Here is a 14,700-nt window from a genome sequence, read left to right on the forward strand (position 1 = left end):
TCGGCCTCGCCGACGGGGCCCGATGTGTGGGTGTCCGGTGGACTATGGTCGCTTGCGTGAGACTACGCCCCCACCAGCGCGAAGCCGTGGACGCGGTGGTACGCGCACTCCAGCCGCCGACAGGAGCGTCCCTGCCCCCGCGTGGCCTCAGGACCCAGGTGGTCATGGCGACCGGGTCCGGGAAGACCCTCGTGGCGGTCCGTGGCGCCGAGGAGCTGCGCGCGGGCCGGGTGCTGGTGCTGGTGCCGTCGCTGGACCTGCTCGCCCAGACGGAGGCGGCGTGGCGTGCGGGCGGCCGCCGGGGGCCGATGATCGGGGTGTCCTCGCTCCGTGGCGACCAGGCGGTGTTCCCGAACACCACGGACGCGGGGGAACTGGTCGCCTGGGTGCGCCCCTTCGACAAGGTCACGGTCTTCGCGACGTACGCCTCCCTCGGTCTGGGCACGCTGGAGCGGGCGCACGCCGCCGGTCTGCCGGGCTGGGATCTGATCGTGGTCGACGAGGCGCACCGGACCTCGGGGCGGATCGGCAAGCCGTGGGCGGCCGTGCACGACAACGCGAGGATTCCGTCGCTGCGGCGGCTGTACATGACCGCGACGCCCCGGCTGTGGCAGCCGGAGGAGGACCAGCCGGCGCAGGGGGTGCCCGGTGAGCTGGTCGCCTCCATGGACGACGACCCGGACGGTCCCTTCGGCGCCCGCTGCCACACGCTGACGCTGTCGGCGGCGATCGACCGGGGGATCTGCGCGCCGTACCAGGTCGTGTGCGTGGACGTCACCGACACCCAGCTGCAGGCCGCCCAGCTGCTCGGCATGGAGGGCCGCACGGACGAGATGCGCGGGGCCCGGCTCGCCGCTCTGCAGGCCGCCCTGGTGAAGGCGGCCGGCGAGGAGGGGCTGCGGCGCACGCTCGTGTTCCACCACCTCGTGCGGGAGGCCGAGGCCTTCGCGACCGGTCTGCCGGCGGTCGCGGCACAGCTGCACACGGCCGAGCCCGGCCGCTACCCGCGCACGGTGTGGGCCGACTGGCTGTGCGGCGACCACGCGCCCCAGCACCGGCGCCGGGTCCTGGACGACTTCGCGCGGGTCGGCGGCCGGGGCACCAGGGCCTTCCTCAGCTCGGTGCGGGTGCTCGGCGAGGGCGTCGACACCAAGCACTGCGACTCGGTGTACTTCGCCGACGTCCGCGGCTCCATGCCCGACCTCGTGCAGGCCGTGGGGCGCGCGCTGCGCATCCGGCCCGGTGAGGGCAAGACCGCGTCGCTGGTGGTGCCGGTGCTGCTCGGGCCGGGCGAGACACCCGACAACATGCTCACCAGCCGGGCCTATGCGGGCCTTGCCCGGCTCCTGGAGGCGCTGCGCGCCCATGACGCGCGGATCGTGGAACGCCTGGCGGAGCCGCAGGTGCCCAGCCACTCCCCCAAGGGCCGCAACGTGGGCGGGGCGGGCGAGGAGCACGGCGACGCGGAACTCCCGGGCGTGAGCGCCCCGGCCAGGGCCCTGCTGAAGTTCTCCACGCCGCGTGATCCGGCCCGGCTGGCCGCCTTCATCGAACTGCGGGTGATCAACCCGGAGCACGCGCACTGGCGGCGCGGCGTCGAGGCGGCCGGTCTCTACGCGCGCGTGCACGGCGATCTGCGGGTGCCGTTCACGTTCCGGGTGCCCGGGGGCGAGGAGGCGGCGGCCGAGGGGTGGCCGGTCTCGCTCGCCGGGTTCCCGCTCGGACAGTGGATCGCCGACGCCCGCCGCTTCCGTGCCCGCGGCACGCTCGACGACGACCGCGCCCGTCAGCTCGAACAGCTCGGCATGGTCTGGTCCCACTTCGACCTCGCCTGGGAGGAGGGGCTCACCGCCGCCCGCGCGTGGGCGGCCGAGCACGGGCACCTGCTGGCCCCCCACGACGCCACGCACCAGGGGTTCAGGATCGGTATCTGGCTGAAGAACCAGCGCGCCGCCGCCCGGAGGGCGGCCGAGGACGAGGAGCGGCCGGAGAAGGACACGACGGCGGCACCGGCGACGGGTGCGCTGTCCGAGGAGCGCCGCGAGCAGCTCGACGAGATCGACCCCGCCTGGTGCCCCGCCTGGCCGGTGGAGTGGCAACGCCGCTTCCATCTCACCCGGCTCCATCTGGAGGAGGGCGGACAGCTGCCCACCGCCGCGGGTGAGGCCGTGCGGCAGGGAGAGGACCTCGGCCGGTGGGTGGCTGCGCAGCGCCTCGGCTGGGACGGGCTGACCGTCGGTCAGCAGTGGCTGTGCGAGCACGTTCTGGGGATCGAGCCCGCCACCGCGGCACAGCGGCCGAAGCCACGTGTGCCGCACGCCGACAAATGGGCGGTCAACCTCGCCGCCGCCGCGCAGTTCTTCGAGCGCGAGGGCCATCTCGGCGTCCCGCGCAAGCACGTGGAGACCGTCACCGTCGGCTCCGGCGAGGACCGCCAGGTCAGGCTCGGCGCCTGGATCAGCAACCAGCGCAGCCGCGCCGCCGCGCTCGCCCCCGAACGCGTGCGGCAGCTGACCGACCTCGGCATGCGCTGGGCCTAGAGCGGTACCGGAGGGCCGGGTACGCGCGCGCCGGCCTGCGGCGGTGGGGGCGAGGCGGCCGTGAAGGCGAGTACGGCGTTCTGCCCGCCGAATCCGAAGGAGTTGCTCACCGCGTGCTCCATCCGGTGCGACCGAGGCGCCTTGGCCACGACGTCCAGGTCCATGGCCGGGTCGAGCGTGTCCAGGTTGGCGGTGGGCGGGATGACCTGGTGCCGGAGCGTCAGCACGGTACAGGCCGCCTCGATGGCTCCGGCGCCGCCGATGGCATGGCCGATGGTGCCCTTGACGGCGGTGACGGGCGGCGGACGGCGGAAGACCCGGCGGAGCGCGTTGTGTTCGGCCGTGTCTCCCTGAGGCGTGGAAGTGCCGTGGGCATTGATGTGATCGATGTCCTCGGGGGCCAGTCCGGCGTCGGTCAGGGCGCCGCTGATGGCGCGTGCCGCGCCGTCGCCCTCGGGGTGCGGGGAGGTGAAGTGGTGGGCGTCGCAGGACGCGCCGAAGCCGGACAGCAGGGCCTGCGGGCGTACGCCCCGGGCGCGGGCGTCCTCGGTGCGCTCCAGGACGAGGACCGCGGCCCCTTCGCCGAGCACGAATCCGTCGCGGTCCCGGTCGAACGGGCGCGATGCCGCCCGCGGCTCGCCCGCCCGGCGGGACAGGGCCCGCATCTGGGCGAAGCAGGCGGCGGTCATCCGCAGCCGGGCCGACTCACTGCCCCCGGCGAGTACGAGGTCGCAGTGACCGGACAGCAGCCAGTCGCGGGCCAGGCCGATGGCGCTGGTGCCCGAGGCGCACGCGGTGCTGACCGCCATGTTGGGGCCGGTCGCACCGAGGTCGAGCGCGATCTCGGCCGCGGCCATGTTGGGCACGCTGCGGGGCAGGGCGAGGGGTGAGATCCGTTCCGGCTCCAGGTCCGCGAGCCGGTCGAACTCGGCCTGCCAGCTCTGCATGGACCCGGTGCCGACGCCCATCACCACGCCCACGCGCGCTCCGTCCCAGCCCCCCGGGCAGAGCCCGGCGTCGGCCACGGCCTCCCGGGCGGCGAGCAGCGCAAAAGTGGTGAAGCGGTCGAGGCGGCGGCTGAGCCGGTGCCCCAGCAGGGTGCGTACGTCGACGTCGGGAACCCGGCAGGAGAAGGCGACGGGCAGCCCGTCGAGGCCCGGGTCGGCCGTGGCGGTGGAGATCCCGGCGCAGAGCCCCGCCCAGGCCTCGTCCCTGCCGACACCGGCCGGAGTGACCAGCCCCAGACCCGTGACGGCCACCGCCGGCCGCCGCAGGGAACGCCGTGGATTCACCAGCTGCATGAGCGGTGATTATCGATGGCCCGTGCGCTTCCGCCCGCTTCGGCCACTCCGTTCGGCCGAGAGGCGAACGCGCTACCACCCGGATGCGGGAACGGTCCTGCCGCACCGATCACGACGCGGGCCGCGGCGGCTGTCCGGGTCCGGCTCGTCAGCCCTCGGACATCAGTCCCGCCGCGATGGTCGCGCCCAGTTCCCAGCACGCCTCGATGTCGGACTTGGCGGGCTCACCGGTCACGGTCACCGCGTCCGCCGTGCGCCGCCAGCCGAGGCCCGTGGTGATCGACTCGATCCCCCGTACGGCTCCGGTGACGTCGTTGCCGCCGTGCACGTAGTAGCCGAAGGGCCGGCCCCGGGTCTCGTCCAGGCAGGGGTAGTAGACCTGGTCGAAGAAATGCTTGAGGGCGCCCGACATATAGCCAAGGTTCGCCGGCGTGCCGAGCAGATAGCCGTCGGCGGCGAGCACGTCGGAGGCGGTCGCCGACAGCGCCGCCCGCCGCACGACCCGTACACCCTCGATCTCGGGCGTCGTCGCACCGGACACGACGGCCTCCAGCATCGCCTGGCAGTTGGGCGACGGCGTGTGATGAACGATCAGCAAGGTAGCCACACCCCGAACCCTGCCGTGGCGGCCCTTCCGCTCGCAAACGGCGGTACGGAGCTGTCGGTACCCTTGGATACAGTGTCCTACCTGGATCGATGGGGTGGGAGACGATGTTGCGGATCACGATGGGGGCCGTGCGGGGCGGACTGGCCCCTGTGCTGTTGCTGGCGGGTGTGCTGACGGGTTGCGGCGAGTCGCCGGAGGAGGACCCGAAGGCGACGGCTCGGGCCGAAGGGACGACGGACGCGTCGGGTGCGGCGGGTGCGGCCAAGAGCGGTGGCACCATCGGCGCCGCCGGCTCGGCCTGTGAGCTGCCGATCACCTTCGCCATCGCCAAGGGCTGGAAGGCCAAGGCCGTCGACTCCGGTGCGGCTTCGGGCAGTTCGGGCGGCTCCGACAACGAGCTCGCGGAGGATGTCGCCGACGCCCTCCTCCACCAGGGTCCCGTGACGGCCGCGTGCGAGATCGACGCCAAGCCCGCGGGGAACATCGGCTTCCTGCGCGTGTGGACCGGCTCCTCGGCCGACGCCGACGCACGCACCGTACTGCGGGCCTTCGTGGCGGCCGAGGACAACACGAGCAAGGAGAAGTACCGCACGTTCAAGGCGGGCGACCTCTCCGGCGTCGAGGTGGAGTACCTCTACACCAGCAAGCTCCTGGACGAGGTGAAGAAGGAACGCGCCCTCGCCGTCAGCACCCCGGACGGGCCGGTCGTGCTGCACCTCGGCGGGCTGGACACGGAGGAGCACGAGGCGATGCTCCCGGCGTTCGAACTCGCCAAGCGCACGCTGCGCGTGGCCTGAGCGGTCAAGGGGGTCCGCGCGGTCCGGGTGCCCCTTCGTGCACCCGGACCGCGACGGCCGACCGTCCGCGGCGGACGTCACACGGAACGGCGTCCCATCCGGCGCAGCACCACGAAGCCCGCGATCACCAGCAGCGCGCCGATCCCGGCGGGCCACAGGTTGGCGCCCGTCTCCGCGAGTCCGCCCTGGGCCTGCGGCTGGGTCTGGACGGCGGCTGCCGACGGGTTGTTCGCCGCGGCGGCCGGAGTCTGGGCGGGCTCACCGATCTCGGCGGGCTGGGTCGCCCGACCTCCGCTGCCCTTGTCCGAACCGCTCGTGCCCGAGTCGGTCTTGTCGGAACCGCCCTTGCCCGAGCCGGAGTTCTGCGAACCGCCCTTGCCGGAGTGGCCCTTGCCCGAGGTGCCGTGCGCGGGTGACGAGGAGCTGTACACCCGCGGCAGCTCACTGGCGGGAGCGGTCGCCGTACCGGCCTCCGTCGGCTCGGCGGACGGCGGGTCGGCGGACGGCGGATCGGCCGGGGCCTGAGAGGGCTGCTCGGTCGCGGTGTCGCCGGGAGACGGCTCCGCACTGTTGCCGGGCGGGGCCGGGCTGGAGGCCGGCGGCTCGCTGGGGTTCCCGCTCGGGTCCTGACCGGGGTCGGCACCGGCACCGGCACCGCACGTGCGGCCGGAGTTGATGCAGTCGACCATCTCCTTCATCAGGTTCTCGTCGAAGACGTTGATGAAGTCGCCGTGGTCCGTGACCGGCTTGTGCAGCTGCTCGGGGAAGGAGTCCACGGCGAACAGCGGCACCGTCCGGCCGCCGTCCTGGAGGCTCGGGGCGGCGACGTCGTAGACGATGCGCTGCACCAGCTGCGGAATGGCCTCGAACCCGTTCGGGCAGTTGCCCTCGGCGTCGGCGAACGCCACATGGGTGCGGTGGTTGGCGCTGTCGATGTTGCGGCCGTCCCAGCAGCTCTGGAACTTGAACGTGCGCACGACGTCGCTGCCGGACGGGCACAGCGGGTACTTGTCCTTGAGCTGCCGGTCCTCGAACCCGGTGCAGCTCCACGACGCGTTGGCGTTGGCGGGGCCGTTGACGAACGCCTTGGCGTCGCCGGTGATGATGCGCAGCAGGCGCGGCATCTCCGTGACCTTGCTGCGGGGGTTGCCCACGAAGGTCAGCGTGACCTGCTTGGGCGTGACGATCTGACCGGCGTTGCCTTCGGTTCCGCCGCCGGGGGCGCCGGCGTCCCGCTCCTGCTTGCCGTTCTGCAGGCGCAGCACGGGCCAGTAGTACGTGGACCTGTCGCCCTTGTCCACACAGCTCGTGTCGCCGTTCGCCAGGTCGTCGTCGCTGGCGAAGGCGTTGTTGGCCTGGTTTCCGATGTAGTCGTGGAAGTGGTGGGCGCCGTTGGCGACTCCGGGGGCGACGATCACGTTGTCGGAGTTGAACAGGCCGTTCGCGTTGACGCCGCAGCTGCTGCTGAAGGTGCCGCGGGAGGCGTCGGACTGCGGGGCCGGGGTCTGCGCGTTGGGCTGGACGGAGGTGATGTCCGCGTAGTCCGCGACCACGGGGCCGTTGCCGGCCTGGCCGCCGTTGCCCTGGCCGCCCCCGTTCTGCCCCTGGCCGCCGCCGGCCGGGCTCTGGCTGGGGGCGCCCTGCCCCGTGTCGCCGCCGGTCTGGCTCTGGTTGCCGGAAGGCTGCAGCGTGCACGCCGCCATGTCGTCCAGACCCTGCGGACGGTCACCGACCTGGTCGATGGCGTCCGAGATGCGCCCGATGGCCTCGCTGCGCTTCTCCTTCAGCGGGTTCATGATCGCGTCGTCGGCGGACCCGGAGTTCTGCTGCTGGGCCTGTCCCCACTGCTGCAGTTGCTGGTAGGCCGCGGCAACCTGCTGGTCGAGGAGGGCGAGTTCCTTGTCGACGCTCTCCTTCGCCCCGTCCGGCACATCCGTCAGCCGGCTGCCCACGTCGGGACAGTCGATCGTCGCGCCGGCGGCCAGCACCTGGCCGGTCTGGCTCGACTGGTCCGAGCCGCTCTCGGTGGCGGAGGCGTAGACGTTCGCCGCGATCAACCCCCCTCCGCCCAGCATCAGTGCGACCGCTGCGAAGGTCGCGCGTCGTGCGCCTGTCGGGCGTCTGCGCGTATTGCGTCCCACGGAAGTACCTCTGGTCTCGTCGAGGCCGGCTCGGCATGGAAATCCCCCGCCTCATACGGACCCGAAGGCGACCGTGTTCAACGGCCCCAGAGATTCATCGCAACCTCACAGAGAACGGGGACACCGGCGACGACACGGTGTTGATCGTCGTACGGCCCTGTGTCACCGAGGCCCCTCGGCACCGAACCTCCAAGCGAATGTCACAAATACGTATCGGACATTTCACACGTCAACCTTCACACGAGGCACACAAGTTGGCTAGGTTGACGACCAGGCCGCACGGCTCGACCGCCCGAACCCGACAGCTGATTCGGTGGGCGGAGCACGGAAGGAGTACGTCTCCCATGGCGACGGAGAGCCGCGACGAGGTTCGGCGGCGGATCGACAACCTCTACGACCGGGCCGAGAACGCCACGGGGAACTACAACGCGACCCGCGCGATGTCCGCGGGGAACCGTGGCCGCGGAGTTCCGCTCCGCAAGCGGCCGGGCGGGGGCAACGATCCCGAACTCGACCAGGTGACCCGTCAGTGGTTCGACGCGGCGCGCTCCAAGCTGGGTCCGACCGTGCCCGCCGTACTGCCTGCCGACCGGATGCCCCAGCAGCGCTCGTCCGGGAACCGTGGCGCCGCGCCGGCACGGGGTGGCTTCCCCGGTGGTGAGCTGGAGAAGGCCGTGCGGCCTCTGCCGCCCGAACTGGCCGCCGGGTTGAGCGACCGGCCCATCGCGGAGCTGCCCGGCCGGTCCGAGCCGGAGTTGCCCGGCCGTCCCATCGCCGAGCTGACCGCCCGGCCGGTCGCGGCACTGCCGGCCGCACCCGAGCGGCGGCTGGAGCTGGAGGCGGCCCCCGGCGCGCTGCTGCCCGCGCCCGCCCCCGGGCCGCGTCGGCCCTCGCCGGCCGACTCCAAGGGGCAGAACCAGCGCAAGCTCACCGCGGCGCGCGACCTCCTGAGCCGGTACGCCGCCCGGAGCAGCGCCCCGATCGCCGCGGTCGAGTCCGTGCCGCCCGCACAGGAATCCTGGTTCCCGCAGCCGACCCTCGACGCGACGGACTCCTTCACCACCGGCACCCTGCCCGTCCAACCGGCCGTCACCGACGCGGCCATGACCCCGTTCGCCACGGACCCCCTCACCGGCACGGGCTCCTTCGCGACCGGCACCCTGCCCACCCAGACGGCCGTACCCGCCGTCACGGCCGACCCCTACGCGACCGACCCCTACGCAACCGGCTCCTTCGCCACCGGTTCCTTCGCCACCGGTTCCTTCGCCACCAACGCCCTCACGGACACCGGTTCCTTCGCCGCACCCGTCGGCGCGGGCGGCGTGCCGGAGTCGGCGTACGGCGGCAGGGCCATGAAGGCGCTCGCCTTCGCCCGCGCGCAGATCGGCAGGCCGTGTGTCTGGGGTGCGACGGGGCCGGACTCGTACGACTGCTCCAGCCTCACCCAGGCCGCGTGGAAGGCCGCCGGGGTCGCGCTGCCGCGTGCGGCGGCGGAACAGGCCCACGCGGGGACGCCGGTCGCGGTGGCCGACATCCAGATCGGCGACCTCGTCGTCTTCTTCGACAACGCGAGCCATGTCGGTTTCTGCACCGGCAACGGAATGATGATCCACGCGCCGGGCCCGGGTTCGTCCATCCGCGAGGAGTCGATCTACGGCGCCGGGGAGTCGGCGATCCACCAGGTGATCCGGCCCGCGTGAGGCCCGGGGCGCGTGAGGCCCGGGGCGCGATCGTGCCGGTGCCTCACCTGCGTCGGGCGCGCCAGCTCTCGTAGTGGTCCAGGAGGGTCTCCTCGATCGGGCGGTAGGTGATGCCCAGTTCGCGCACGCTCCTGCCGTTGTCGACCCGGAACCGGATGCCGAGGTGTTTGCGGATGTAGTCCTGGGTCAGGCCGAAGGCGGGGCCCAGGACGCGCACCGGCCAGTGCGGGAGCTCGGTGCGCGGCAGACGGAGGTCGCGGGGATGGCGGGTGCGGATGATGCGGGACATCTCGTGGAAGGACGTCATGGTCTCGGCCGCGACGATGTAACGCCCCTTGGCCTCGGGGTTCTCCGCCGCCGCCAGGTGCGCGTCGGCCACGTCGCGTACGTCCGCCGTCGTGAAGCTGAAGTCCGGGGCGCCGTAGCAGAAGTAGCCCTTGAACAGCTCGTCGAGCAGGAACAGGCTGCCGGACTCCGAGGCCGGGGTGAGTGAAGGGCCAAGGATCAGGCCCGGGTTGATCGAGACCATCCGCCAGCGGTCCTGGGCGGCCTCGGCCTCCCAGGCGGCGCGTTCGGCGACGGTCTTGGCGTAGTGGTAGGGGTTGTCGGCCACCGTGCTGGTGGTGTTGAAGTAGCGCTCCGAGAGCACCTGTTCGTCCATGTCGAGGACGTCCGCGTAGTCGCCGAACATCGCCCCGACCGTCGAGGTGAAGACCAGTGTCTCCACGGTCGGCGTCCGCTCCACGCTGCCCAGGACGTTGCGGGTGCCGAGCAGGGCGGGGTCCACCATGTCCCGTTGGCCGTCCTCGATCTTCTCCGGCATGAAGAACGGCGAGGCTACGTGGAAGACGACGGAGCAGCCGCCAAACACCTCGTCGAAGGAGCCCTCGGTCAGCAAGTCGGCCTGGAAGAGGGCGAGTCGGTCGGGGAAGGCCTCCTGCAGGTCCCACAGCGGCCGTACCTTCGCCGGGTTCGCGATGTTGCGCACGGTGGTGCGCACCCGGTATCCCTGCTCCAGCAGACGCCGTACGAGATGGCTGCCGACGAAGCCGCTGCCGCCGGTCACCGCGACGGTCGTCTCCCCGCGTCCACCCACGCTGTCACTCCTCGGTTCCGGCCGGCGGTTCGTCGTGGAGCGGGATGATCCCGGTCCCGGGCCCAGCCTCGGGCATGCCCATGACCGGTGTCCACCCGTCCGCGCGGGCCCCGCGACCTGCGCGTCTCCCCAAGGGGCATAAGATCGACTTATGGGGTCATAGACCGGACCCGCGTACTGACTTAGGGCTGCCTCAGCTTAGGCTCCCCGTACGAGTCGCCTGATTTCGCTCGAAGGGAACCTGATCATGCCGCGCCCCCTGCGGGTAGCCATCGTCGGAGCCGGCCCCGCCGGGATCTACGCCGCCGACGCCCTGCTCAAGTCCGAGGTGGCCGCCGAGCCCGGCGTGTCCATCGACCTCTTCGAGCGGATGCCCGCCCCCTTCGGCCTGATCCGCTACGGCGTCGCTCCCGACCACCCCCGCATCAAGGGCATCGTCACGGCCCTGCACCAGGTGCTCGACAAGCCGCAGATCCGTCTGTTCGGCAACGTCGACTACCCGACGGACCTCAACCTCGACGATCTGCGCGCCTTCTACGACGCCGTGATCTTCTCGACCGGCGCGACGGCCGACCGCGACCTGTCCATACCCGGCATCGACCTCGACGGCTCCTACGGCGCCGCGGACTTCGTCTCCTGGTACGACGGCCACCCGGACGTGCCGCGCACCTGGCCGCTGGAGGCGGAGAAGGTCGCGGTCCTCGGCGTCGGCAACGTCGCCCTGGACGTGGCCCGCATCCTGGCCAAGACGGCCGACGAGCTGCTGCCGACGGAGATCCCGGCGAACGTCTACGACGGCCTCAAGGCCAACAAGGCGCTGGAGATCCATGTCTTCGGCCGGCGCGGCCCGGCGCAGGCGAAGTTCAGCCCGATGGAGCTGCGGGAGCTGAACCACTCCCCCACCATCGAGGTCATCGTCGATCCCGAGGACATCGACTACGACGCGGGTTCGATCGAGACGAGGCGCGGCAACAAGCAGGCCGACATGGTCGCCAAGACCCTGGAGAACTGGGCCATCCGCGACGTCGGCGACCGGCCGCACAAGCTGTTCCTGCACCTCTTCGAGTCGCCCGCCGAGATCCTCGGCGAGGACGGCAAGGTCGTCGGCCTGCGCACCGAGCGCACCGCGCTCGACGGCACCGGCAACGTCAAGGGCACCGGCGAGTTCAAGGACTGGGACGTCACGGCCGTCTACCGCGCCGTCGGCTATCTGTCCGAGAAGCTGCCCAAGCTGCCCTGGGACCTCGACTCCGGCACCGTCCCGGACAAGGGGGGCCGTGTCGTCGAGGACGGCGGCGCGCACCTGCAGTCCACCTACGTCACCGGCTGGATCCGGCGCGGCCCGGTCGGTCTGATCGGCCACACCAAGGGCGACGCCAACGAGACGGTGTCCAACCTGCTGGACGACTTCGCCAACGGCCGTCTGCACACGCCCGCCTCGCCCGAGCCCGAGGCCGTGGACGCCTTCCTCGCCGAGCGGGACGTCCGCTTCACCACCTGGGAGGGCTGGTACCGCCTCGACGCCGCCGAGAAGGCGCTGGGCGAGCCGCAGGGCCGCGAGCGCGTGAAGATCGTCGAGCGTGAGGACATGCTCCGGGAGAGCGGGGCGTAACTCCCGGACCGGAAGTGCGGCGGGGGCCGGCGGCAGCTGGCCGCCGAGCCCGCTCGCGCCTGCCGAACCGGGCCGGTGGAAAACTCCAACGTCCCTGTTCCGGAGGTCTGTTAGCGTCCTGCGGTGTTCTCCCTTCGTGAACCCGCCTTCTTCACCCGCCTGCGCGACGCGCGGCGGGTGCTCGTCGTCGGAGCGGGCGGCGGCTTCGACGTCTACGCCGGACTTCCGCTGGCCCTCGCCCTGCGCGCGGAGGGCAAGGAGGTGCATCTGGCGAACCTGTCCTTCGCCGACCTGTACGGCCTGGACCTGGATGTGTGGGTGGACCAGGACGTCGCGGCGGTCCGCCCGGACACACCGCTGCGCGGCGACTACTTCCCGGAGCGGGCGCTCGCCCAGTGGCTCGCGGCGCAGGAACTGCCGTCCACCGTGTACGCGTTCGCCCGCACGGGTGTCGGCCCGCTGCGGGCCGCCTACCGCGCGCTCCTCGCGCATCTGGGCGGTGTCGACGCCGTCGTGCTGGTGGACGGCGGGACGGACATCCTGATGCGGGGCGACGAGCACGGGCTGGGCACTCCGGAGGAGGACATGGCCAGCCTGGCCGCCGTGGACGGGCTCGACGAGGTCCCGCACCGGCTGGTGGCCTGCCTGGGCTTCGGCGTGGACGCGTATCACGGCGTCAACCACTCACTGGTCCTGGAGAACCTGGCCGCCCTGGACCGCGAGGGCGCCTACCTGGGCGCGTTCTCGCTCCCGAGGGAGAGCCGTGAGGGCGCCCTCTACCTCGACGCGGTGGCCCACGCCCAGCAGGCCACCGCGAGCCGTCCCAGCATCGTCCAGGGGTCCGTCGCCGCCGCGGTGCGCGGCGACTTCGGCGATGTGCGTTTCACCGAGCGGACCAGGAACAGCGAGTTGTTCGTCAACCCGCTGATGGCCCTGTACTTCTGCGTGGACCTGCCCGGACTCGCCCGGCGCAACCTCTATCTCGACCGCCTGGCCAAGACGGCCCTGATGCGGCAGATCAGCACGGTCATCGCGGAGTTCCGCGACGAACTGCCGCGGCAGCGGCCGCCCCGGGCCTTCCCGCACTGAGGGGCGTGGACGGTCGCACGTGGCACGGCAAGCGAACAGGGCCCTCCCCTAAGCGGATGGGCGGGCGGGCCCCGTTCACCGGACCCATTGTCGTGGTCCGGACAGGTCACCGGCATGAGTGAACGACGATCACGTGAAGTGCGGCATACGCACCCCGAGTGCGGCGCACACTTCCCGTGTGTGCCGGGCCGGGCCCCGGGGCTGCGGCGCCTCGGTGCTCCGGACCCGCCGCGGACGACCCGCCGCGGACGACCCCCCGCCGACGTGCCACGATCGCCGAGAGTGATACTGGAAGGCCCACCCCGCCCCCGACGCAGATTGGCCCATGTCGAACTCCGCCACCGACAGCCCCACGACCCCCGACACGGTGTGGCCCGCCCGCGGCCGCCACATCGGCCCCGAAGCCGAGGACGTCCTGCGGCAGCACCTGCGCCGACTCAAGGACGACGAGGTCCTCGACGACTTCACGGAACCCAAGACCGGCGAGGACGACCCGGAGCGAGTCTTCGAGGCACGCTGGCGGGTCGCCGACGAGGTGACGGTGCGGGCCCGCCTGACGCTCGCGCCCCCGCAGCAGCAGGAAGAGGGGCGGGTGTGGCAGCTCCTGGCCGAGGCGGAGCAGCCCTGGAGCGAGTGGTGGCCCTCCCCCGCCACCATGTTCTGGCCCGACGAGGACGAGGCCTCGTGGGACCACCACCCTGCCGTGACCGGCCTGCGCCTGGGCGGTGTCGGTCCGCTCCCGTCCGACGACAAGGCCATGCGGCGCATCATCAGGAACGCCGCGCGCGAGTCCTGGTCCGTCAACGTCGTCGTGCACGAGGCCATGACCCCGGACGAGCGCGGCCGGCAGCCGCTGGCGCGGCTGCTGCCGCCGGGGCTGCGGCACCGCGTGGTGGAGCACCGTGCCGCGCCGCAGCAGTTGCGCGCCGTCAACTGGGCGCTGCGCGACCTCGGCGTCTGGGTGCCGCGCGGCGGAGCCGTGATCGTGCCCCCGGATCCGGCACCGGCCGGCTACGACGGCCCGGAGTACTCGGTGCGCAGCGTGTTCCTGGACGGCTCCGAACCCATCGAACTGCTGGACGTGCTGCGGCGCTTCCAGGCACTGGCGAAGCCGATGCCGCGGGGCGTCGAGGAGGCGCTTACCGGGCTGCGCGAGCGGTGGACGCTGCTGACGCCGGAGGAGGAGCTGGCCCGCGAACGCAGGCTCGTGGCCATGTACGCCGAGGCGCTGGAGGCGATGACCAGGTCCCGGGACCTCTACCGGGACGCCGCCGAGCGGGCCCACGAGGCCCTGGCGGCCTACAAGGACACGCCCGCCCCGCCCGCCGGTCAGCCCGGCGCCCCGGCGGCCTCCCCGTTCCGGCAGCTGACACGTACCTTTGAACGGTGGAAGGGCACCGCCAAGGGGCCGCGCCCGGCGCCCATCGCCGCCGATCCCTCGCGGGACGGCGACGACACCGGCGAGGCCGACGAGGCGTCGTAGAGGTCAGGAGGCCCCATGGACACCACCACGACCGTGCTCGTGGTCGCCGCCGTGGTCGCGGCGGCCCTGCTCGTCGTGGCCGTACGCCTGCTGGTGCGGCTGGTCGGTGCCCGGCGGACGCTGCGGCGGGCCGGACTGCCGACGGGGCCGCGCTGGGTCTTCTGGGGTGCCGTCCTCTATCTCGTCCTGCCGACCGACCTGCTGCCCGACCCGGTGTATCTGGACGACATCGGCGTCCTGCTGCTGGCCCTGCGCTCCCTGCGCGCCGCCCGCACGCTGCCGACGGACGGGGCCGAGTCCTGAACCCGCGCACCCGCCGCGCTCCCGGCTGCCT

General features: G+C 72.4%; 11 protein-coding genes. 7 read left to right on the forward strand and 4 right to left on the reverse strand.

Translation table 11 applies throughout. The features are described 5' to 3' along the window. Positions 1 to 44: 44 nt before the first annotated feature. The gene (locus tag AB0I54_RS39295; RefSeq protein WP_363301106.1) at positions 45 to 2,540 is read left to right on the forward strand and encodes a Helicase associated domain protein; all 2,496 of its coding nucleotides are present in this window, start codon (positions 45 to 47) and stop codon (positions 2,538 to 2,540) included. Here the strand turns inward: AB0I54_RS39295 and AB0I54_RS39300 are convergent. Together AB0I54_RS39300 and AB0I54_RS39305 are read right to left on the reverse strand one after the other, a co-directional pair. Then, positions 2,537 to 3,841, reverse strand: a complete 1,305-nt coding sequence (locus AB0I54_RS39300) for a beta-ketoacyl-[acyl-carrier-protein] synthase family protein (protein ID WP_363301107.1) — start codon at positions 3,839 to 3,841, stop codon at positions 2,537 to 2,539. The genes AB0I54_RS39295 and AB0I54_RS39300 overlap by 4 nt on opposite strands. Before the next feature lie 148 nt (positions 3,842 to 3,989). Beyond that, positions 3,990 to 4,448, reverse strand: coding sequence for an NAD(P)H-dependent oxidoreductase (locus AB0I54_RS39305; RefSeq protein ID WP_363301108.1), 459 nt, complete (start codon positions 4,446 to 4,448; stop codon positions 3,990 to 3,992). Positions 4,449 to 4,552: 104 nt separating this feature from the next. On the opposite strand from AB0I54_RS39305, the gene AB0I54_RS39310 reads away from it, so the two are divergent. Then, positions 4,553 to 5,245 carry a lipoprotein gene (locus tag AB0I54_RS39310; protein WP_363301109.1) on the forward strand — a complete coding sequence of 231 codons (693 nt, stop codon included), beginning with the start codon at positions 4,553 to 4,555 and terminating at the stop codon, positions 5,243 to 5,245. A gap of 77 nt (positions 5,246 to 5,322) precedes the next feature. Here AB0I54_RS39310 and AB0I54_RS39315 read toward each other — a convergent pair whose 3' ends face one another. Continuing rightward, positions 5,323 to 7,320: a DUF1996 domain-containing protein gene (locus tag AB0I54_RS39315; protein ID WP_363301132.1), complete on the reverse strand. Its 1,998-nt coding sequence runs from the start codon at positions 7,318 to 7,320 to the stop codon at positions 5,323 to 5,325. Between the two features lie 410 nt (positions 7,321 to 7,730). Between AB0I54_RS39315 and AB0I54_RS39320 the strand changes: the two genes are divergently transcribed. Beyond that, the gene (locus AB0I54_RS39320) at positions 7,731 to 9,086 is read left to right on the forward strand and encodes an NlpC/P60 family protein (protein ID WP_363301110.1); all 1,356 of its coding nucleotides are present in this window, start codon (positions 7,731 to 7,733) and stop codon (positions 9,084 to 9,086) included. A gap of 43 nt (positions 9,087 to 9,129) precedes the next feature. Here AB0I54_RS39320 and AB0I54_RS39325 read toward each other — a convergent pair whose 3' ends face one another. Next, a complete protein-coding gene (locus AB0I54_RS39325; RefSeq protein ID WP_363301111.1) occupies positions 9,130 to 10,182 on the reverse strand; it encodes an NAD-dependent epimerase/dehydratase family protein in 1,053 nt (350 codons plus the stop codon). Positions 10,183 to 10,429: 247 nt separating this feature from the next. On the opposite strand from AB0I54_RS39325, the gene AB0I54_RS39330 reads away from it, so the two are divergent. The 4 genes from AB0I54_RS39330 (at position 10,430) to AB0I54_RS39345 (ending at position 14,669) form a co-directional block, all read left to right on the forward strand. Then, positions 10,430 to 11,794 (forward strand): FAD-dependent oxidoreductase, encoded by a 1,365-nt coding sequence (locus tag AB0I54_RS39330; protein WP_363301112.1) that lies wholly within the window; start codon positions 10,430 to 10,432, stop codon positions 11,792 to 11,794. A 123-nt stretch (positions 11,795 to 11,917) separates the two neighbouring features. Then, positions 11,918 to 12,883, forward strand: a complete 966-nt coding sequence (locus AB0I54_RS39335; RefSeq protein ID WP_363301113.1) for a DUF1152 domain-containing protein — start codon at positions 11,918 to 11,920, stop codon at positions 12,881 to 12,883. Between the two features lie 325 nt (positions 12,884 to 13,208). Beyond that, complete coding sequence (locus AB0I54_RS39340; protein ID WP_363301114.1) at positions 13,209 to 14,366, forward strand: hypothetical protein; 1,158 nt, start codon at positions 13,209 to 13,211, stop codon at positions 14,364 to 14,366. Between the two features lie 15 nt (positions 14,367 to 14,381). Beyond that, entirely contained in the window at positions 14,382 to 14,669 is a 288-nt protein-coding gene (locus AB0I54_RS39345; protein ID WP_363301115.1) for a YkvA family protein, read from the forward strand. Positions 14,670 to 14,700 lie beyond the last annotated feature (31 nt).

Origin of the sequence: Streptomyces sp. NPDC050625, from assembly GCF_040654755.1 — a bacterium.
In the GTDB taxonomy this organism is placed as follows: domain Bacteria; phylum Actinomycetota; class Actinomycetes; order Streptomycetales; family Streptomycetaceae; genus Streptomyces.

What these genes read in the sequence shown, in the direction of transcription:
- AB0I54_RS39345 (WP_363301115.1), top strand. Translation starts at nt 14,382, where the DNA reads ATGGACACCACCACGACCGTGCTCGTGGTCGCCGCCGTGGTCGCGGCG.
- AB0I54_RS39300 (WP_363301107.1), bottom strand. Translation starts at nt 3,841, where the DNA reads ATGCAGCTGGTGAATCCACGGCGTTCCCTGCGGCGGCCGGCGGTGGCC.
- AB0I54_RS39330 (WP_363301112.1), top strand. Translation starts at nt 10,430, where the DNA reads ATGCCGCGCCCCCTGCGGGTAGCCATCGTCGGAGCCGGCCCCGCCGGG.
- AB0I54_RS39340 (WP_363301114.1), top strand. Translation starts at nt 13,209, where the DNA reads ATGTCGAACTCCGCCACCGACAGCCCCACGACCCCCGACACGGTGTGG.
- AB0I54_RS39320 (WP_363301110.1), top strand. Translation starts at nt 7,731, where the DNA reads ATGGCGACGGAGAGCCGCGACGAGGTTCGGCGGCGGATCGACAACCTC.
- AB0I54_RS39310 (WP_363301109.1), top strand. Translation starts at nt 4,553, where the DNA reads ATGTTGCGGATCACGATGGGGGCCGTGCGGGGCGGACTGGCCCCTGTG.
- AB0I54_RS39315 (WP_363301132.1), bottom strand. Translation starts at nt 7,320, where the DNA reads ATGCTGGGCGGAGGGGGGTTGATCGCGGCGAACGTCTACGCCTCCGCC.
- AB0I54_RS39295 (WP_363301106.1), top strand. Translation starts at nt 45, where the DNA reads ATGGTCGCTTGCGTGAGACTACGCCCCCACCAGCGCGAAGCCGTGGAC.